The 19,986-nt window shown below is 39.1% G+C and carries 15 protein-coding genes and 1 CRISPR repeat array (1 of these 16 cut by a window edge); of the genes, 5 read left to right on the forward strand and 10 right to left on the reverse strand.

The genetic code is table 11. The features are described from left to right. Positions 1-9: 9 nt before the first annotated feature. The 4 genes from G8E00_RS10355 to G8E00_RS10370 all read right to left on the reverse strand — a co-directional run bounded on the left by G8E00_RS10355 (position 10) and on the right by G8E00_RS10370 (position 4,790). Positions 10-804: a M48 family metallopeptidase gene (locus G8E00_RS10355; RefSeq protein ID WP_166009198.1), complete on the reverse strand. Its 795-nt coding sequence runs from the start codon at positions 802-804 to the stop codon at positions 10-12. Positions 805-977: 173 nt separating this feature from the next. Next, positions 978-2,297, reverse strand: a complete 1,320-nt coding sequence (locus G8E00_RS10360; RefSeq protein WP_166009196.1) for an adenylosuccinate synthase — start codon at positions 2,295-2,297, stop codon at positions 978-980. 66 nt (positions 2,298-2,363) lie between these two features. Further along, on the reverse strand, positions 2,364-3,530 hold the full coding sequence (locus G8E00_RS10365; RefSeq protein WP_166224368.1) for an ATP phosphoribosyltransferase regulatory subunit: 1,167 nt from the start codon (positions 3,528-3,530) through the stop codon (positions 2,364-2,366). 231 nt (positions 3,531-3,761) lie between these two features. Then, on the reverse strand, positions 3,762-4,790 hold the full coding sequence (locus tag G8E00_RS10370) for a type I glyceraldehyde-3-phosphate dehydrogenase (RefSeq protein ID WP_166224371.1): 1,029 nt from the start codon (positions 4,788-4,790) through the stop codon (positions 3,762-3,764). Between the two features lie 581 nt (positions 4,791-5,371). On the opposite strand from G8E00_RS10370, the gene alaS reads away from it, so the two are divergent. The 3 genes from alaS to csrA all read left to right on the forward strand — a co-directional run bounded on the left by alaS (position 5,372) and on the right by csrA (position 9,904). Further along, complete coding sequence (gene alaS / locus G8E00_RS10375) at positions 5,372-8,065, forward strand: alanine--tRNA ligase (RefSeq protein WP_171522898.1); 2,694 nt, start codon at positions 5,372-5,374, stop codon at positions 8,063-8,065. A 68-nt stretch (positions 8,066-8,133) separates the two neighbouring features. Beyond that, positions 8,134-9,414 (forward strand): aspartate kinase, encoded by a 1,281-nt coding sequence (locus tag G8E00_RS10380; RefSeq protein WP_166009190.1) that lies wholly within the window; start codon positions 8,134-8,136, stop codon positions 9,412-9,414. Positions 9,415-9,649: 235 nt separating this feature from the next. Then, entirely contained in the window at positions 9,650-9,904 is a 255-nt protein-coding gene (gene csrA, locus G8E00_RS10385) for a carbon storage regulator CsrA (protein WP_166009188.1), read from the forward strand. Between the two features lie 109 nt (positions 9,905-10,013). On the opposite strand, the gene rnhB is transcribed toward csrA, so the two are convergent. Both rnhB and G8E00_RS10395 read right to left on the reverse strand, forming a co-directional pair. After that, a complete protein-coding gene (rnhB, locus tag G8E00_RS10390) occupies positions 10,014-10,583 on the reverse strand; it encodes a ribonuclease HII (RefSeq protein ID WP_166009186.1) in 570 nt (189 codons plus the stop codon). A gap of 86 nt (positions 10,584-10,669) precedes the next feature. After that, positions 10,670-11,062 (reverse strand): hypothetical protein, encoded by a 393-nt coding sequence (locus G8E00_RS10395; RefSeq protein ID WP_166224374.1) that lies wholly within the window; start codon positions 11,060-11,062, stop codon positions 10,670-10,672. Positions 11,063-11,337: 275 nt separating this feature from the next. Between G8E00_RS10395 and G8E00_RS10400 the strand changes: the two genes are divergently transcribed. Continuing rightward, positions 11,338-11,892, forward strand: a complete 555-nt coding sequence (locus G8E00_RS10400; RefSeq protein WP_166224377.1) for a cytochrome b — start codon at positions 11,338-11,340, stop codon at positions 11,890-11,892. Positions 11,893-12,052: 160 nt separating this feature from the next. Here the strand turns inward: G8E00_RS10400 and G8E00_RS10405 are convergent, their stop codons facing one another. The 4 genes from G8E00_RS10405 to G8E00_RS10420 all read right to left on the reverse strand — a co-directional run bounded on the left by G8E00_RS10405 (position 12,053) and on the right by G8E00_RS10420 (position 18,130). Next, positions 12,053-12,409 carry a hypothetical protein gene (locus tag G8E00_RS10405; protein WP_166009180.1) on the reverse strand — a complete coding sequence of 119 codons (357 nt, stop codon included), beginning with the start codon at positions 12,407-12,409 and terminating at the stop codon, positions 12,053-12,055. 68 nt (positions 12,410-12,477) lie between these two features. Then, on the reverse strand, positions 12,478-13,476 hold the full coding sequence (locus tag G8E00_RS10410; protein WP_166224380.1) for an adenosine deaminase: 999 nt from the start codon (positions 13,474-13,476) through the stop codon (positions 12,478-12,480). Between the two features lie 109 nt (positions 13,477-13,585). After that, positions 13,586-14,905, reverse strand: a complete 1,320-nt coding sequence (locus G8E00_RS10415; RefSeq protein WP_166224383.1) for an NCS2 family permease — start codon at positions 14,903-14,905, stop codon at positions 13,586-13,588. A 990-nt stretch (positions 14,906-15,895) separates the two neighbouring features. Further along, entirely contained in the window at positions 15,896-18,130 is a 2,235-nt protein-coding gene (locus G8E00_RS10420; RefSeq protein ID WP_166009174.1) for an NADP-dependent isocitrate dehydrogenase, read from the reverse strand. Between the two features lie 741 nt (positions 18,131-18,871). Here G8E00_RS10420 and G8E00_RS10425 point away from each other — a divergent pair. Then, the gene (locus G8E00_RS10425; protein ID WP_166224386.1) at positions 18,872-19,705 is read left to right on the forward strand and encodes an SPFH domain-containing protein; all 834 of its coding nucleotides are present in this window, start codon (positions 18,872-18,874) and stop codon (positions 19,703-19,705) included. Between the two features lie 155 nt (positions 19,706-19,860). Continuing rightward, a CRISPR array of direct repeats spans positions 19,861-19,986; the repeat unit is 28 nt; unit sequence TTTCTAAGCTGCCTATATGGCAGTGAAC (it continues 4,106 nt past the right edge of the window).

Consider the following 19,986-nt stretch of genomic DNA (forward strand, 5'->3'; position numbering starts at 1 on the left):
AATCAGTGTTTATTTTCTTTTTTGACTTGCAGCATAAAGTTGTTTGGCTTCAGGCATACTTTTTTTCAAATCGGTAATACGATCATTGTTGGATGGATGTGTTGATGTGAATTTTTGCACACCATTGGTACTACCACCATCAGCTTTATTCATTTTTTCCCAAACGGTAATGGCAGCCTCAGGGTTATATCCTGCTTTTGCCATCAGCATTAAACCACCACGGTCAGCTTTCGACTCAAGGCTGCGTGAATACGGCAAACCAACACCATATTTACTGCCTATATCGACTGCTTTTGTCCCCATATCTCCAAGTTTTTGACCTGCATAATCTTTACCGAATTTGACAGCCAAGTTGGTGATTTTTGTTGCACCCGCACTGCGCTTAGAATGCTCTTCCAATGCATGGGTCATTTCATGCCCCATGATGGCAGCAATTTCAGCATCGGTGAGTTTCAGTTTATTTACAATCCCTGTAAAGAATACAACCTTTCCACCTGGCATCACAAAGGCATTTAAATCATCAGATTTGAATACACTCAATTTCCAATCAAAGGCTTGTCCTGTTTGATTAGCTTGATCTGCATAAGGTTTCATTTTTAGAAAAACAGCGTTTACACGTTTATATGTAGATGATGTGGTGTCTAAAGCTTTTTGCGATTTAGCACTATCGACCAAAAGTTGATAATCCTGAGCAGCATTCATATTCAGCGTAGCCGAATCATTTCCTGTTAACTCTGCGACCGTGGTACAACCACTTAAACCAACAACAACTCCAAATGTTAATACTAAGTTTTTATTCAACATGAATTTCACCTTTATTTTTTGATTTTTAAGTCTTAATTTTTTTATAAAGCCGAAGGCTTAATTTACTATTATATATGATTAAGTCAGATTAATTAACGATCTAATTTATTATTTAATTTATTATTTAATATAGAAAAAAAGCTCCCGAAGGAGCTTTTTTCTATTTATAAGTCTTAAGCGTCAAATGGATGACGTAAAACAATTGTTTCTTCACGGTCTGGACCCGTTGAAATGATGTCAATTGGACATTCAATCAATTGCTCAAGACGTTTCACATAGTTAATTGCCGCTTGTGGCAATTGATCCAGTGATTTAGCGCCGAAAGTAGACTCAGACCAACCAGGCATTGTTTCATAGATTGGTTTTAAAGTTTCGAACGCAAGTGCATCAGAAGAACCGACACAACCAGAATCTGCAGCTTCATAACCTACACAGATTTTAACTTCTTCTAAACCATCAAGAACGTCAAGTTTAGTTAAGCAAATACCAGAAAGTGAGTTTACTTCTACTGAACGACGAAGAATTTCAGCATCGAACCAACCGCAACGACGTTGACGACCAGTAGACGCACCAAATTCAGAACCCACAGTACCTAAATGTTTACCAATTGCATCACCAACATCGTTAGCAGCATCATAAACAAGTTCAGTTGGGAATGGACCAGCGCCTACACGTGTTGTGTATGCCTTCGTGATACCAAGCACATAGTCTAGGTGTAATGGACCAAGGCCTGAACCTGAGCTTACGCCACCAGCAGTTGTGTTTGAAGAAGTGACATATGGGTATGTACCGTGGTCAACATCAAGAAGCGAGCCTTGTGCACCTTCAAACATGATTTTCTTGCCCGCTTTACGGAAAGCGTGCAATTCGCCAGTAACATCAATCACCATTGGTTTGATGACTTTGCGCCATTCATCACAAAGTGCAAGAACATCTTCAACTTTAACTGCTTCAACACCGAAGAATTGAGTCAATTGGAAGTTATGGTATTCAAGCAGTTCTTCAAGTTGCGCCTTAAGATGCTCACCACCACGAACCAAGTCAGCAACACGTACTGCACGGCGTGCAACTTTATCTTCGTACGCAGGACCAATACCACGGCCTGTTGTACCAATTTTTGCATTACCACGTTTTTTCTCACGCGCTTGGTCAAGCGCAATGTGATGTGGAAGAATAAGCGGACAGTTTGGAGAAATACGTAAACGCTCACGTACAGGCACGCCTTCTTTCTCTAAAATGTCCATTTCTTTAATTAAAGCTTCAGGCGAAAGAACAACACCATTACCAATTAAGCACAATACGTTTTCACGTAAGATACCAGATGGAATGAGGTGAAGAACTGTTTTCTTACCACCTACGACAAGTGTATGACCTGCATTGTGTCCACCTTGATAGCGAACAACCGCAGCCGCTTGATCAGTGAGCAGGTCAACGATTTTACCTTTACCTTCGTCGCCCCATTGGGTACCAAGTACCACAACATTCTTGCCCATAATAGCCTCATTGCATCATGCTGTTGAAATTAGAGAACTTATCTATTAACCAAAATAGATAAGCGATTAAATCTGTTTAACTGTCCACTCACCCGATGCTTTCACCAATTGGTGTGTTGCATGTGGAATGGACTGAATATCATCATTGCCTAACAATTGCACCACGCTGAAACCGAGTTCACGTGTTTGCTGAATCGCTTGAATTAAATCTGCTTGTGTGCCTTTAGGGGCAACAACCACTGCAATCGTTTCAAATTGACCTGCGCTTAAAGCATATAAGTCACAAGAGAAACCTGTTGCTGGACGCGCACGTCCAAAGTGTTCGCCAATACCATCATAACGTCCACCCTGAGCCAATGGGGCTGCACGGTTTGGCGCATATACGGCATACATTAAACCTGTGTGATAGTGATAAGAACGCAGTTCTACAACATCAATACCAATATGCAGGTTTGGCCAACGTGCTTGAATTTCAGCTTTGGTGGTTTTTAATGCATCAAATGCTTGTTTAAACGCAATATCTGTAAAAATTTCAGCACTGAGTTTGCTTTCAAGCGTATCCAAATCACTTGCATAACGACCAAGCACATAAAAGTCTTGACCATTATTTAAAGTTGCAGTGAATTCTGCCAATTCTGGCAAAGCTTTACGTTGATACAAATCAGAAAGATGACGCTCGATTGCTTTACTTAAACCAGCATGCTTCACCAAACTACGGAACAAACCTACATGACCCAAGTCAAGATGGATTCCTTCACTGTAATTTACTGTATTCAGCAAATTCAACATCACGTCGATCATCTCAACGTCTGCATCAATACTGTCTGAACCAAACAACTCTGCACCTAACTGAAGTGGTGCACGAGTGGTATTAAAACCTTGTGGTTTGGTATGTAAAACTGTACCTGCATAGCAGTAACGAGCCACACCCTCTTGTGGATGTACATGCGCATCGATACGTGCCACTTGTGGTGTCATATCGGCACGCACACCCAGTAAACGACCTGATAATTGGTCGATCACTTTAAAAGTGGCTAAGTCTAAATCTTGATTCGATTCTGAAAGAGAAGAGAGAGATTCGATGTATTCGATAAATGGCGTGTACACCAACTGATAACCTCGTGAAGCGAGGAAATCTAATGCTTCGCGACGTAAAGTCTCAATGACTTGCGCCTGCTCTGGTAACACATCAGCTACACCATCAGGTAATAACCATGTCTCTGAAATGGGCATGTTGTAAACCTAAATCCTGTCAGTGCGGAACAAATCCGCATAAAAAAATCGGGAACACACCCGATTTCTCCTAGTCTACCACGTTCGTTTTCGCTGTGCACCTGACTTTTGAGAAAACAAACATAAAATTTGAATCAATTTTACCGTATTTGGTGCACAGGACATAAGAAAACAGAATGGCTTTGTTTTACTCATTACACTTGATTTCACGTAATATGAAATCATCATCATTTAAACTGAACAAAACGACTCACACAAATCCAATAAACGATTTGCGTAGCCCCATTCATTATCATACCAAGCAAACACTTTGGCTTGTCTACCAACGACCATGGTCTGTGTCAAATCAACAATAAGCGAAAATGGCGAATGATTAAAATCGGATGATACCAATGGTTCATCCGTTACATCCATAATTTCACGATAATCAAACCGAGCAGCTTTAATCATGACTTCATTTACAAGGTGTGAAGTCATTGGTGATGGTGAGGTAAAGGTTAAATCAATCGCTGCAACATTGACCGTAGGCACACGTATTGAGTAACCGTCAATACGATCTTCCATTTTCGGCATGACACGTTTTAAAGCACCTAAAGCTGAGGATGTGGTCGGAATAATATTTTGACTTGATGCACGGGCACGTCGTAAATCACGATGAGCATGATCTAAAACCGATTGATCTGCGGTTAATGCATGAATTTCTGTCATCAGCGCTGTATCTATTCCAAAAGCATCATCCAGAATCTTGACCAAAGGTACTAAAGCTTGAGTCGTACAGGACACACTGGAAATAATTCGGTCTGTTGGTTTTACTTCGTCGTGATTAACACCATAAACAATTGCAGCATCCACAGTATCAAAAGGTGCAGCGCCAATAATCACGCGTTTCGCACCTGCTTTTAAATGTTGACTCGCTGCATCTCTAGAACGAAACAGTCCTGTACATTCGAGCACAACATCGACATTCATCTTGTCCCAAGGTAATTTTTCAGGATCAGCAATAGAATGCACTTGCACTTTAAGTTGTTGCTCTCCACAAACAATATGCAAATACACTTGCTCATCTTCATAACTTAAATCCACTTGCCCCTGAAAACGACCATGTGTCGTGTCGTATTTAAACAAATGCATTAAGGTTTCAACGTCTGCAACATCATTAATCGCAACAATATCAAAGTGAAACTGTTTTGGATTTTCAAACCAAGCACGCAAAACATTACGACCAATTCGTCCAAATCCATTGATTGCTATTCGTTGCATCAGTGACCCTTAAAAGATTAAAAAGAAGACTCTATGGCTATAGTAATAGATTTCAGAGGATTACAGATATAAAATCTAAGTTTAAGCGTTTTCAGCAATTCTGATGAGTCTTTACCACCATCCTCATGATTTAACCTTTTATTAAAAAATAAGATCTGAAAATAGCAATCCTTGAATCAGCAGTGAATTGTTGATTGGTTATAGTTCGATGTATTTTAGCAAAATTATCATCAAAATTTAGAATGAATGGTTTAAAAAAAACTTATAAAAAGCAATGTTTTGCCTCAAAGCTAATTCAATGAAAAAAGATTTAGGGTTTTGTGCTTAAAAAAACAACATATACACACCACCTTGACCATTGTTATCACTTCTAGGCTTTATCATTTTAGATAAACACTGTATAAAAATTCTCTTTAAAGAGAATTGTCACCAAAACACTTTAAAATCATTGGTGCATATTTCTTTTTCCGTTATAATTTGGCGTTTAAAAATTTTAAGCCCGTGTGCTGTGGCAAATCATCATTTATGAATATGCACAGTTACACTATTAGCCAATTTGAAAATTATGGAGTGACTTGGTTGTGAGTACTCGTTTTATGACATCCGCTGAAATTCGTGAAGCATTTTTGCGTTATTTTGAATCGCAAGGGCATACACGTGTCGCGTCGAGTTCTCTGGTACCGGCCAATGACCCGACCCTTTTATTTACTAATGCAGGGATGAACCAGTTTAAAGACTGCTTCCTTGGCTTAGAAAAACGTGATTATGTTCGTGCAACGACATCACAAAAATGTGTTCGTGCTGGTGGTAAACATAACGATTTAGACAACGTCGGTTATACCGCACGTCACCATACATTCTTTGAAATGTTAGGTAACTTCTCGTTTGGTGATTACTTCAAACGTGATGCCATCAAATTCGCATGGGAATTCCTCACTGGCGATGCATGGTTAGCTCTTCCTAAAGATAAACTTTATGTGACCGTTTATCATACTGATGATGAAGCATTCGACATCTGGAACAAAGAAGTTGGTCTAGATGCAAGCCGTATTATCCGTATTGGTGATAACAAAGGCGAAAAATACGCATCTGATAACTTCTGGGCAATGGGTGATACAGGTCCTTGCGGTCCATGTTCAGAAATTTTCTTTGACCATGGTAATCATATCTGGGGTGGCTTACCAGGTACTCCTGAAGAAGATGGCGACCGTTTCATCGAAATCTGGAATAACGTATTCATGCAGTTCAACCGTACTGCTGATGGCGTATTGCACCCTCTTCCAGCACCTTCTGTTGATACAGGTATGGGCTTAGAGCGTATTTCAGCAGTTCTTCAACACGTGAACTCAAACTATGAAATCGATCTATTCCAAAACTTATTAAAAGCTGCTGCTGAAATCATTGGTCTAGATACCACTGAACTTGAAGCAAAAGCGCAAGCAGAAAACAAACCTGTTGATTATCCTGCCTCTTTAAAAGTGGTTGCTGACCATGCACGTTCTTGCTGCTTCCTCATCGCTGATGGTGTAAACCCATCGAATGAAGGTCGTGGTTATGTATTACGTCGTATTATCCGTCGTGCAGTTCGTCACGGCAACAAACTTGGTGCGACTGGTACATTCTTCTACAAAATGCTTCAACCGTTAATTGAGGTAATGGGTGCAGCATATCCAGAACTTGAAGCTCAAAAAGCTCGTATTGAAGCAGCTCTAATTAAAGAAGAAGAACAATTCGCAAAAACACTTGAACAAGGTTTGAAATTGCTCGAAGGTGAATTATCAAATCTTAAAGGCAATGTCATTCCAGGCGAAACTGTATTTAAACTTTACGATACTTACGGCTTCCCGACTGACTTAACTGCTGATATCGCACGTGAACGTGAGTTGACGATTGACGAAGCTGGCTTTGAAGTTGAAATGGCTGCTCAACGTCAACGTGCACGTGATGCAGGTAAATTCGCGATCGACTACAACAGTGTTGTGAAAGTTGATGGCGAAACTCAGTTTGATGGCTATGACGCAACTCAAGGTCAAGGTCAAATTGTTGCGATCTATAAAGATGGCGAACAAGTAGATGAAGTGGTTGAAGGTGACGAAGCGCTCATCGTATTAAACCAAACACCGTTCTATGCAGAAAGCGGTGGTCAAATTGGTGACACAGGTATCTTCAAAAACGATACAGGTATTTTTGAAGTTCAAGATACCAAAAAATCGGGTGGCGCATTTGTACACCAAGGTATCGTGACCATGGGTAGCTTAAAAGCAACTCAATCTGTTGAAGCTGTTGTGAAAGCCGATATCCGTGCTGCAACTGCACGTAACCACTCTGCGACTCACTTGTTACATGCTGCCCTTCGTCAAATCTTGGGCACGCACGTACAGCAAAAAGGTTCATTGGTTGCTTCAGACATTTTACGTTTTGACTTTGCCAATGACCAACCTGTGACATTTGAACAGTTGCAAGAAATTGAACGTCTTGTCAATGCTGAAGTGATTGCAAACACAGCTGTAACAACCGAACTGCTCGACATCGAATCTGCGAAAGCAAAAGGTGCAATGATGTTGTTCGGTGAAAAATATGGTGACGAAGTTCGTGTACTTTCTATGGGTTCAGTGATTGATGAGAAAAATTTCTCAATCGAACTTTGTGGTGGTATCCATGTAAAACGCACTGGCGATATCGGTCTGTTCAAAATCACTTCTGAAGGTGGTGTAGCAGCAGGTGTACGTCGTATTGAAGCAGTGACAGGTACTAAAGCAGTTGAAGTTGCTCAAAAAGCTGATCGTGATATTCATACCATCAACGGTATTTTGAAAGCACAAAAAGATCAAACTTTAGAGAAAGTTGAAGCGGTTGTTGACACAGCATCTAGCTTACAAAAGCAAATCGAACAATTGAATCAAAAATTAGCGCACTTCCAAGCAGCTGAACTTTTAAGTCAAGTTCAAACGATTGCTGGTCGTGAAACGTTAATCACCACTGTTCAAAACATGGATGCGAAATCACTTCGTAACCTACATGACGGTGTGAAATCAAAATTAGAAAATGCAGTCATTGTACTTGCTGGTGTCGAGGGTGATAAAGTCAGTCTCATTGCATCTGTAGCGAAAGACTTTACTGCTTCTATTAAAGCAGGTGACATCATCAAACACTTGGCAACTGAGCTTGGTGGTAAAGGTGGTGGTAAACCTGACTTGGCACAAGGTGGCGCGCCACTTAACGAGAAGTTTGCAACTGTTATGGCAGAATTACCTGCTTGGCTTGCAGCAAAATAAGACTTCACTTTTTGTGTAACGGACCCTGATGAAGGTTCAGTCAGGGTCATGGCTTTTATGGAACAACTATGGCATTAATCGTTCAAAAATATGGCGGTACCTCTATGGGTACTCCCGAGCGCATTTTAAATGTTGCTCGTCGTGTAAAGCGCTGGCATGACCATGGCCACAAGGTAGTGGTTGTCGTATCAGCAATGAGTGGCGAAACCAATCGTTTACTTGCTTTAGCGAAGGCCATTACCGAAACCCCCGACCCGCGTGAACTTGACCAAATGGTTTCTACCGGTGAACAGGTTACGATTTCTATGTTAGCGATGGCGCTTAACTCGATTGGAGTTGAAGCAAAATCACTGACTGGTCGCCAGGTTGGTATTAAAACCGACAGCGCATTTACCAAAGCTCGTATTGAATCGATTGATACAGATGTATTGACTGAGAATTTAGATGCTGGCCGTGTACTTGTTGTTGCTGGTTTCCAAGGCTTTGATGAAAATGGCAACACCACAACTTTAGGGCGTGGTGGTTCTGATACTTCTGGTGTTGCACTTGCTGCAGCATTAAAAGCAGATGAATGTCAAATTTATACAGACGTGGACGGTGTTTATACTACCGACCCACGCGTTGCACCAAAAGCAAAAAAAGTTGATCGTATTTCTTTTGAAGAAATGCTAGAAATGGCATCACTTGGTTCTAAAGTTTTACAAATTCGCTCTGTAGAATTTGCAGGTAAATACCAAGTGCCTCTACGCGTATTATCAAGTTTTGATAATGACAATGATGGCGCATTCGACGAAGATTTTAAACAAAATGTCGGGACACTAATCACCACTGAAGCGGAAGACAAAATGGAACAACCAATTATCTCAGGTATCGCGTTTAACCGCGATGAAGCAAAGTTAACGATTTTAGGCGTGCCTGATAAACCTGGTATTGCTTCTAATATCTTAAGCCCTATTGGTGAAGCAAACGTTGAAGTGGATATGATTATCCAAAACGTTGAAGAAGATGGTACAACTGATTTTACATTTACTGTAAATCGTGGTGAATTACCAAAAGCGAAAGCAATTTTAGAAGCGACTGCTAAAGAAATTGGTGCACGCGAAGTAGCGACACGTTCAGACATCGTTAAAGTGTCAATCGTTGGTGTGGGTATGCGTTCTCACGCTGGTGTTGCAAGTAAAATGTTCACTGCTCTTGCAAAAGAAGGCATTAACATTTTAATGATATCAACATCAGAAATTAAGATTTCAGTGATTATCGATGAAAAGTATTTAGAGCTTGCTGTACGTGCACTTCACACTGCATTTGGTTTAGATCGTGAAAGTGGCGAATCTAGCGTTCGTGCTTAATCGTTTATAAATTAACAATTCCTAGCAAAATAATAGGAATAAATATTCAGAGCCACTGTAGTTTTTTTTATAGTGGCTCTGTTATATTAGGGGCATAGCAAATTAGATAAAGTTCAATAGAGATGAAATTTTGCGTATTTCATCACATAATCTGTTAAAATTTACTATAATGCTGAGGTTGTATTTTAGCTTTTGAAAAAACTATCGCAGGTTTAGCGTTTGCAAGGAGATAAACATGCTGATTCTGACGCGTCGTGTCGGAGAAACATTAATGATTGGGGATCAAGTCAGTGTTACTGTACTTGGCGTTAAAGGCAACCAAGTTCGTATTGGTGTAAATGCGCCAAAAGAAGTGTCTGTACACCGTGAAGAAATCTATCAACGAATTCAACACGAGCGTGCAATGCATGAACACCTTCAACATATTGATCAAGAATATCAACCTAATTTCGAAGAAGAGAATTTTACAGATAAAGATTTTAATCGCTAAGATTAAAGTCTTTATCGTCTAAAGCGGCTCAATAGCCGCTTTAAATATGTGCTTTATAGATGATTCAGATATATAAATTAAATACATTTGTTTAAATCAGAATAATAAATCATTCTAAATTCAAAGCTTTCTTCACAGGACCGAAACTCCGACGATGCTCATCAATAATACCGTACTGCGCTATGGCTTCAAAATGAGCTTTCGTCGGATACCCTTTATGTTGAGCAAAGCCAAATTGTGGATAGAACCGATCGAGTTCCACCATTTGTCGATCTCGGGTCACTTTTGCCAAGATACTGGCTGCGGAAATTTCAGCATGTAATGCATCTCCTCCAATAATCGCATCACAGCTCATCGCTAAGCCTTGCGGGATTTTATTACCATCGACCAAGACATGCTCAGGCTGAATATTAAGCTTTTCCACCGCTCTACGCATAGCCAACAATGATGCTTGCAAAATATTATATTCATCAATTTCGGGTGCAGAAGCTTCTGCAATGGCCCAAGCCAATGCTTTTTCTTGAATTTCCACAAAAAGCTTTTCACGTTTCTTTTCAGTCAATTTTTTTGAGTCATTCAACCCTTCAATTGGACAATTCGGGTCTAAAATTACCGCAGCAGCAACCACTGAACCAACTAAAGGTCCACGACCTGCTTCATCTACTCCTGCAATGAGCATACAAACTCCTCAAAAAAGAAAACGACCCATTTTCCCCTGATTTAAGGTCTAAATCAAAGAAAATTGAGTCGTTTAATGGTGTGTAATTAGTTTTTCAAAGTTTCAATAACACATGCATTCAATGATGATGTTACAACTCGAGTAATCAAACTTGCTTGTGATGTTTTATCTAATGCAGCGGTAACCATATCAGCAGCCGTTACAGTCGTTGTGGCTTTATCTGCTACACATGAACATACTTCTGTTTGTAATTCAGATGCCTGTGTTTCTGTAAGAAGTTTTGAACCAGTTTTCCAATACGTATTGTTGTTCAATTCTGTCGCACATTTCGCTTGTACGCCCACTTTAATCGCCATTGTTGCAAGACCACCACCTAACGATGAAGCTGTACCAGTGCCTGAAGTTGTACCTGTTGTGTCTGTTACGCAAGCAGTTAATGCCAATGTTAGCGGTACAAGTGCAGCGATCAATTTTTTCACAATGAATCCTTAATGTTACGTGAATTTAGTAGCGGTATTGTGCCCGATTACAAAGAAAATGTGAAAAGTATTAAAATAAGTTTTTATAGATTATATTGATCATGAATTAACAATAATTTAAAAACCCTATATAGTTAAAAAACAAAGCATTATTAAACAAATAAACACCGTTGCATAAATAGATCAAGCCGTTTCAAATTCAGCATTTCATTTGTAGCTCATTTTTTGTTTAAATGCTTGATTAATTTATAAACGAACGACCATGGATATACACCATGCAAAATAATTCAGCGTATTACACAAGAACAGCTCAATGGCTCCACTGGATCATGGCAATCATTTTTATTGCTGCTTGGGTGATTGGTTTTTATAGTGGTAACTTTCTAAGTTATGATGTCGATGGTAGCTTTAAAGGCCAAGTTATCACCTTGCACAAAAATATCGCAACTGTAATTTTATTTTTAGTGGTTGTCCGTATTTTCTGGCGCTACACCCACCCTGCTCCTGAATTACCCAATACCATGTCACCTGCGATGAAATTCGCAGCGCATGCAGGACATTTACTGCTGTATATCATGCTGATTGCTATGCCTGTCACTGGCTGCTTATATAGCTGGAGCGCAGGTCATCCTGCACCTGTTTTGTATTTATTTGAAATTCCACGTTTGGTTCAAGAAAACCCTGAGCTGGTAGAAATTGTTAAACCACTACATGTTTATTTATCTTGGGGCGTTGGTTTATTGATAGTCGGACATGCCGCAGCTGCTTTAAAACATCACTTTATCGATAAGGATAATGTATTACGCAGCATGACACGTCAAAAAGACTGATCTTAGAATGATTCCATATCGTGGAAACACATATGGAATCATTCAATATTGATACGCCCATAATGTACGCTTAACACCACCTCTACACTTTGCTATAGCTCAATATTCTTAATCACATAGGATATGATGTGGGATAGTCTAAATGCAGTTCATCAGCAATTTAAGGCGTGCTGATCACCTCAGAGACACAACCTTTTACGCTATTTAATACCGCTTGTCGAACAAGCTGATTTTTTGCATCTTCGCTTATCGAGGCTTTTAGAACATCTGTAGCTTTAACATCATCAACTGCGTGCTTTCCAACACATTGACATACATTCGATTGCATTTTTTCCTTACTTACATCCGACATTAAGAATGTTGCAACTTTCCAAGTTTTGGATTGCTTGAGCTCTTGCTTGCATTGATATTCAATCACGGGACTTAACATTTTTTGGGTTAAGTTTGCTTGCGCTTGATGGCCACTCCCTAACATTAAGCCAGTGCTTAATACCAGTGCCGTTTTAAATTTTGACATTTTCCAATACCAACAATAAAGAAAAGCAGTGTAATAACACTGCTTCCGTCATTTTAAACCATTGCGTTTTACAATGCCTGAATTTTAGTAATCCAAGATTGTTTTATCTCACTAGAGATAAATGAAGCCTCAAATGAATTGATCGCCAATTGCTTTAATTCATCTTCACTTAAATCCAATGCTTCAGTAATCGCAATAAAATTATCATTCATATATCCACCAAAATAAGATGGATCATCTGAATTTACCGTTACATGTACGCCTTGTTGCAACAAACGACGAATATTATGATCTGCCATATCATCAACAACACGTAGCTTTAAATTGCTCAATGGGCAAACTGTCAAAGGCATTTTGTCTTGAACCAAACGCTGCATGAGTTGCGCATCTTCTTCTGAACGTACACCATGGTCAATTCGATTCACTTTGAGCAAGTCCAATGCTTCCCAAACATATTCAGCAGGGCCTTCTTCGCCAGCATGCGCCACGATCAAGAAACCTTCTTCACGCGCTTTAGCAAATACTCGTTCAAATTTCGATGGTGGATGACCTACTTCACTCGAATCTAAACCCACCCCAATAATGTCATTCTTATAAGGTAAAGCTTGCGCTAAAGTTTGAAATGCAGCTTCTTCGCTCAAATGACGTAGAAAACACATAATCAAATGTGAACTGATCCCAAGCTTCGTTTGAGCATCATCGCAGGCACGTTTTAACCCCTGAATCACAGTTGCAAAAGGCACACCACGATCTGTATGCGTTTGCGGATCAAAGAACATTTCGGTATGCACCACATGATCTTCAGCGCATTTTTCAAAATATGCCCAAGCTAAATCATAAAAGTCTTGTTCATAGACCAGTACATTTGCACCTGCATAATAAATATCTAAAAATGACTGCAAATTATGAAAATCATAAGCCTGTCTCACATCCTCAACAGATTGATAAGGGATGTCGATTTTATTGCGTTGTGCGATTTCAAACATGAGCTCAGGCTCAAATGTTCCTTCAATATGGACGTGCAACTCTGCTTTTGGCAAAGCCTTAATAAGCTCAATTTGATTCATGCTGAAACCTCATCTTTCGAATTTTAATAACACTATGCAAAACATAAACCACATTAAACAAAAAAAGGATGTGAACGTTCTGCCCACATCCCTTTTTAGCTTTAATATATTAACCACCGAAGGCGAAAAATTTAATCACCCAAAGTACTGCAATAATCCAAACCATATACGGCACAGTCGATGCCTTGCCTGTAAATAATTTGACCAGTGCATAGCTAATGAAGCCCATCGCAATACCGTCTGCAATTGAATAGGCAAATGGCATAAATACTATGGTTAAGAACGCAGGCACTGCTTCTGTAATATCATCCCAATCGATATGCGTGATACCTTGAATCATCAGCACACCCACAAACAACAACGCAGGTGCCGTCGCAAAACCAGGAACAGATTGAGCAAGTGGTGCTAAAAATAAGCACAGCAAAAACATCACGCCCACGACCACAGCAGTTAAGCCTGTACGACCACCTGCAGCAACACCAGCGGATGATTCAATATACGGTGTTGTCGATGATGTACCCAATGCCGCACCAGCGACAATGGCTGTAGAGTCAGCAAAGAGCGCTTTTTTCAAACGGGGTAATTTACCATCTTTCAATAACCCAGCACGATGCGAAACACCAACTAAAGTTCCAGTTGAGTCAAACAAATCAACCAAGAAAAAGACAAAAATCACACCAACCAAGCTCGCTTCAAACAAACCTGTAAAATCCATTTGCATAAATGTTGGTGCAATAGATGGGATAGAACCCACTACACCTTGCATTTGATTGATACCGAGCAATGTCGCCAATACAGTAATAACCAAAATACTGATGATAATGGCACCACGAACTTTGAAATGGTGCATTACAACCACCATAAAAAAGCCCAACAAAGCCAACAGCACTTTAGGATCTTTAATATCCCCTAAACCTACCAGAGTTGCTTTATTATCAACAATAATGCCTGCATTCTTTAACGCAACGAGCGCTAAGAACAGACCAATACCACCACCAATAGCAAACTTTAATGACATTGGGATTGCGTTGACAATCGCCTCTCGGATCTTAAACATACTGATGGCGATGAAAATAAATCCAGACACAAACACTGCAGCCAATGCGGTTTGCCAAGGCACCCCCATTCCAATACAAACCGAATAGGTAAAATATGCATTTAGCCCCATACCTGGTGCCAGTGCAATTGGATAGTTCGCTACAATACCCATCACAAAACAGCCGATTGCCGCTGCCAAACAGGTCGCAACAAATACTGCACCATGGTCCATCCCTGTTTCAGAAAGAATCAAAGGATTTACAATGATGATGTAACACATGGTTAAAAATGTGGTTACACCTGCAATAACTTCTGTCTTGAAGGTTGTGTTGTTATCGCTTAGTTTAAATAAGCGTTCGAGCAAACCCGCTGAAGGATTTGGATTTGTCATTGTTGAGCCCCTGTTAAGTTCGAGCTATGTGTAAAGAAATCTTAGATCATTTAAAAATGCCATAGGCTGGCATACCGCCCGATGCATAAAAAAACGTACCCAAATGACATTTCCGATAAATAACTTTTAACTAAAAAAGCTGCATTTCAGCAGCTTTTAAAACTTACACTTAGCAGGAGAACCAAGTATTACTTACGGATTTGATTTTACAAATTATAACATACTGTTTTATTTTTTTTATATGCTAAGTTGAATGATTATTCACCAGCACCCCTACTTGATTACAATTTATAAAATTAAAGGACCTTAAGTTTCATTCAACCGTTAGATCTAAATATGAAAACAACCATCTCCACAAGAAGCATGTCTAACAGGCTAAAGCCTTAAATATACGCTCAAATAATATAGATAAAATTTTAAGTCATGTATAAGCAATGACATAAAGCGGTATTTAACTAAACCATTAGATATGGCATCTATGGTGTATCGAATATATAAGAATATTCACGTAACTCTAAAAATCGTTTGAATGAACATATTGAATGAAAATATAAACTTAACTTCTAAAATACAGAGCCACATCAAGCTGGACAATTAAAATTGCCCAGCATGGCTAAACCATTGCTATTGACTTCTCGCTGTAGTGTCAATAAGTTGATCCATTTTTTGTATTTTTTGATGTTCGGAATTTTGGAAGTTCGCATAACCAACCCAAACAACACACAAACATACGATCAACATGAATATTGTTTTCATTTTTTAACATATTTTATTCACTGTATAACCCAATGTTACACAAATGTGCATTAATTATCAATTTTAATTTTATTATATACTTAGTTATCATTAACTATAAATCTTTATCAATACCTTGATATCCAACAAATGTTAAATATACATGCGTATACATTTAAATATAATGTTACAAAAAGCCGATGCTATTGCATCGGCTTTTTTACCATAAGTTCAAAAAGAACTGATGTTTTCAGATTAGTTTAAAGTTGCAATAGCTGCATTCAAAGTCGCACTTGGACGCATAACAGCATCTACTTTCGCAGTATCAACTGCATAGTAACCACCGATATCTACAGCTTTACCTTGTACTTCAGCAAGTTCTGCAAGGATCTTGTCTTCGTTTTCAGCAAGTGCTTTTGCAAGTGGTGTAAATTTCGCTTTTAACTCAGCATCTTCATCTTGTGCAACAAGTGCTTCAGCCCAGAATTTAGCAAGGTAGAAATGGCTACCACGGTTATCCAACTCGCCAGTACGACGTGATGGAGACTTGTTGTTATCCAACAATTGACCTGTTGCTTGATCTAAAGTTTTAGCAAGAAGTTTTGCTTTCGCATTGTTTTCTTTAATGCCCATCTCTTCTAGAGATACAGCAAGTGCCAAGAACTCACCTAAAGAATCCCAACGTAAGTGGTTTTCTTCAACAAGTTGCTGTACATGTTTAGGCGCAGAACCACCAGCACCTGTTTCGTACATACCACCGCCCGCCATTAACGGAACGATAGACAACATTTTCGCTGAAGTACCCAATTCCATGATTGGGAACAAATCTGTAAGGTAGTCACGTAAGATGTTACCTGTCACAGAAATTGTATCTAGACCACGAGCTACACGTTCAAGTGTATAACGCATTGCACGCACTTGAGACATGATTTGAATGTCCAGACCATCAGTGTCATGATCTTTCAAGTATTTTTCAACTTTCTTGATCAATTCATTTTCATGTGGACGGTACGGGTCAAGCCAGAAGATTGCAGGCATACCAGAGTTACGTGCACGTGTTACTGCAAGTTTCACCCAGTCACGAATCGGAGCATCTTTTACCTGACACATACGCCAGATATCGCCTTCCTCAACGTTTTGAGACATCAACACTTCACCTGTTTCAAGATCTGTGATGTTCGCAACACCCGCTTCAGTGATCTCAAAAGTTTTGTCGTGTGAACCGTATTCTTCAGCTTTTTGCGCCATCAAACCAACGTTTGGCACTGTACCCATAGTACGTGGGTCGAAGTTACCATTCCATTTACAGAAATTGATCATTTCTTGGTAAATACGTGCGAAAGTAGACTCTGGCATTACTGCTTTACAGTCATACTGCTTACCATCAGAACCCCACATTTTACCGCCAGAACGGATCATTGCAGGCATAGAAGCATCTACAATCACGTCGTTTGGAGAATGGAAGTTAGTGATGCCTTTTGCAGAATCAACCATTGCAAGTGCAGGACGGTGTTCTTGACAAGCATGTAAATCACGGATGATTTCTTCACGTTGAGAAGTTGGTAAAGTTTCGATCTTTTCGTAAAGACCAGCCATACCGTTGTTGACGTTAATACCAAGCTCATCAAACAATTTCGCGTGTTTTTCAAAAGCTTCTTTATAGTAAATTTTCACACAGTGACCGAATACGATCGGATGTGAAACTTTCATCATGGTTGCTTTAACGTGTAAAGAGAACAAAATGCCTGCTTCACGACAATCTTCAAGTTCTTTCTCGTAGAAATCGCAAAGTGCTTTTTTGCTCATAAACATTGAGTCAATGATTTCGCCATCTTGAAGCGCAACTTTTGGCTTAAGAACAATGCTTTCACCGCTCTTGGTGATGAGTTCCATTTTCACATTACGCGCACGGTCTAAAGTCATCGACTTTTCGCCATGGTAAAAGTCACCTTCGTCCATGTGTGAAACGTGAGTTTGTGACCATTGCTTCCACTCGCTCATAGAGTGCGGGTGTTTTTTCGCAAAATTTTTAACAGCCGCTGGAGCACGACGGTCTGAGTTACCTTCACGCAATACAGGGTTTACAGCAGAACCCAAGCATTTGCCAAAACGTACTTTAAGTGCTTTTTCTTCTTCAGTCGCTGGATTTTCTGGATAGTCAGGGATTGCATAACCCTTAGACTGAAGCTCTTTAACGCAAGCTGTCAACTGAGCAACAGAAGCACTAATATTTGGAAGTTTGATAATATTAGTATCTGGATCTTGAGTTAGACGACCTAGCTCTGCAAGGTTGTCGGTTACCTTTTGTTCATCGCTAAGGTATTCAGAGAATTCTGCGAGTACACGTGCAGCTACAGAGATGTCACTTTTAACGATCTCTACGCCAGCAGGCTTAGTAAAGGTCTCAATGATCGGCAGTAGCGAGTAAGTCGCCAATAATGGCGCCTCATCGGTCAGTGTGTAAATGATTTTTGACTTTCCACCAGCCATATATAGCCCCTTGCTTTGAATTGAGTTTTAAGAGCCGAGCTTTTGGCCCAGATCTTACGAACCGATTGCTAAAAAAAACAATGAGAGTATCGACCTTCATCGCATCTCAGTCAACAATGATGTACCGTATTGTCATATTCCTAGCTAAATTTCGACATTTCTAAAAATGATAGTGATTCAAATCGCTTAAAATACCGACACTCAGAACCATCAGATCATCCAGATTTCATGCTTAAAGAATGTCCACTATTTTAAGATCCAGTTACTCAACTCATCTTGTCGAATCAATGCGAATATAATCTTTTAAATAGAGTCATCGGTTTGAGCTAAAGCATCAATTTTGTCTGTTGATTTTTTTGCTCATCTAGTACATCTATACTATATATGTGGCATCTTGATTAATATTCAACCAAGGTCTGTATAAATACAGATCAATCGCATCATGTGATGGACTGTTTATCGCATCGAATAACCAACTCGCCTTTACAGTGTATTGTTATAAAATATATAAAAACCATAGCTTAATTATTGGGTCTGTTGATATTTCAGAAATGCGTTCTAGCACTCATACCACAATCCGTCTTTTTTATGTTTTCATTTGAAAGCATTGTATCTGTTCTTAGTATAAATTAGCACATTTCACCTATTAAAAAAAACGCTTTGATTTTGTGCATAAAAGTATGAAAATGCGCCTACATTCATGATTAAAATATTTTTAAATTAAAATAAAAGGACAAATAAGTGCGTAATTCAAATACTTTTTTTATGGGCAGTTTTCTGCTCATGGTTGTGATAGCTGTTTTCGTTATTTTGCTTTTTAGTTTCACTCGCATTACTGATGCTGACGTTGGTATTCGTCAAACATTTAGCGGTGAAATCGAAGATGTGATTTTGGGTCAAGGTTTACATCAAACTTTAATTGGCGATGTCATTAAAGTGTCTAAGCGTAATCTGGTTTTAAATGTCGACTCTCAACCGATTGTGATTGAAAAGATTCCTATGCAAGATTTTCAGCTTAAGGTCAATTATGGGATCGTTCCTGAAAATGCAGCTATCGCATATAAGACTGAAAAATCACAACATATTATTACCGATGATGGTGATGTTTATCTTTTAGGGCAATATGTTCAATATGTTGCTAATTCTGCGATTAATGATGTGGTGAGTAAATATAGAGCTTTAGAAGTGAATGATAACCGTGCAAAAATTGAAACTGAAATAAAAAACAGTATCAATTCAAAACTAAAGTCTCAAAATAAAGATCGCTTTGTTAAAGTCAATGAAATTAACATTTTAAAGGTATCTCCGCCTCAGTCTATTTTGAACTCATCACTGGCAATTGTGAACTCTCAAAATGCATTAAAAACCAAGCAAAATGAGCTTGAAACTGCTCGTGTTGAAACAGAAATTAAAAAAGTTTTGGCAGAAAATGCATCTGATAAATATGTGGATTTACTGCGGGCTGAAGCTGAAAAAACTAAAGCAGAAGCTTTGCTGAAAGCTGCTGAAAAAGGCACTTTAAATACGATGGTGATTGTACCTGATAAATTTACCAGTTTGGGACAAAACAAATAATTTTAGCTCTTGGAAAAAATGATCAAGTTTGAATAATGTCAGATATTGAGATTGGTCATCTATATCAGCAAAAAAAAAGGAAGAGCAATTGCTCTTCCTTTTTCTTAAATTAATGTCTATTCATCATACACATGAAAAACAATATACAGAATAAGTGACTAAGCTGCCGACATGGCAGTGAACTAGGTAATGTAACCACGCCACCTGTGACTGTTTTTCTAAGCTGCCTATATGGCAGTGAACTTTGGAAAGAAAGCGAGCTGGTATCGCATAACTTTCTA

The sequence above is a fragment of the Acinetobacter shaoyimingii genome, assembly GCF_011578045.1.
GTDB classification, from domain to species: Bacteria; Pseudomonadota; Gammaproteobacteria; order Pseudomonadales; family Moraxellaceae; genus Acinetobacter; species Acinetobacter shaoyimingii.

What these genes read in the sequence shown, in the direction of transcription:
- G8E00_RS10360 (WP_166009196.1), bottom strand. Translation starts at nt 2,297, where the DNA reads ATGGGCAAGAATGTTGTGGTACTTGGTACCCAATGGGGCGACGAAGGT.
- G8E00_RS10420 (WP_166009174.1), bottom strand. Translation starts at nt 18,130, where the DNA reads ATGGCTGGTGGAAAGTCAAAAATCATTTACACACTGACCGATGAGGCG.
- G8E00_RS10400 (WP_166224377.1), top strand. Translation starts at nt 11,338, where the DNA reads ATGCAAAATAATTCAGCGTATTACACAAGAACAGCTCAATGGCTCCAC.
- G8E00_RS10380 (WP_166009190.1), top strand. Translation starts at nt 8,134, where the DNA reads ATGGCATTAATCGTTCAAAAATATGGCGGTACCTCTATGGGTACTCCC.
- G8E00_RS10355 (WP_166009198.1), bottom strand. Translation starts at nt 804, where the DNA reads ATGTTGAATAAAAACTTAGTATTAACATTTGGAGTTGTTGTTGGTTTA.
- csrA (WP_166009188.1), top strand. Translation starts at nt 9,650, where the DNA reads ATGCTGATTCTGACGCGTCGTGTCGGAGAAACATTAATGATTGGGGAT.
- G8E00_RS10410 (WP_166224380.1), bottom strand. Translation starts at nt 13,476, where the DNA reads ATGAATCAAATTGAGCTTATTAAGGCTTTGCCAAAAGCAGAGTTGCAC.
- G8E00_RS10365 (WP_166224368.1), bottom strand. Translation starts at nt 3,530, where the DNA reads ATGCCCATTTCAGAGACATGGTTATTACCTGATGGTGTAGCTGATGTG.
- G8E00_RS10415 (WP_166224383.1), bottom strand. Translation starts at nt 14,905, where the DNA reads ATGACAAATCCAAATCCTTCAGCGGGTTTGCTCGAACGCTTATTTAAA.
- G8E00_RS10405 (WP_166009180.1), bottom strand. Translation starts at nt 12,409, where the DNA reads ATGTCAAAATTTAAAACGGCACTGGTATTAAGCACTGGCTTAATGTTA.
- rnhB (WP_166009186.1), bottom strand. Translation starts at nt 10,583, where the DNA reads ATGCTCATTGCAGGAGTAGATGAAGCAGGTCGTGGACCTTTAGTTGGT.
- G8E00_RS10370 (WP_166224371.1), bottom strand. Translation starts at nt 4,790, where the DNA reads ATGCAACGAATAGCAATCAATGGATTTGGACGAATTGGTCGTAATGTT.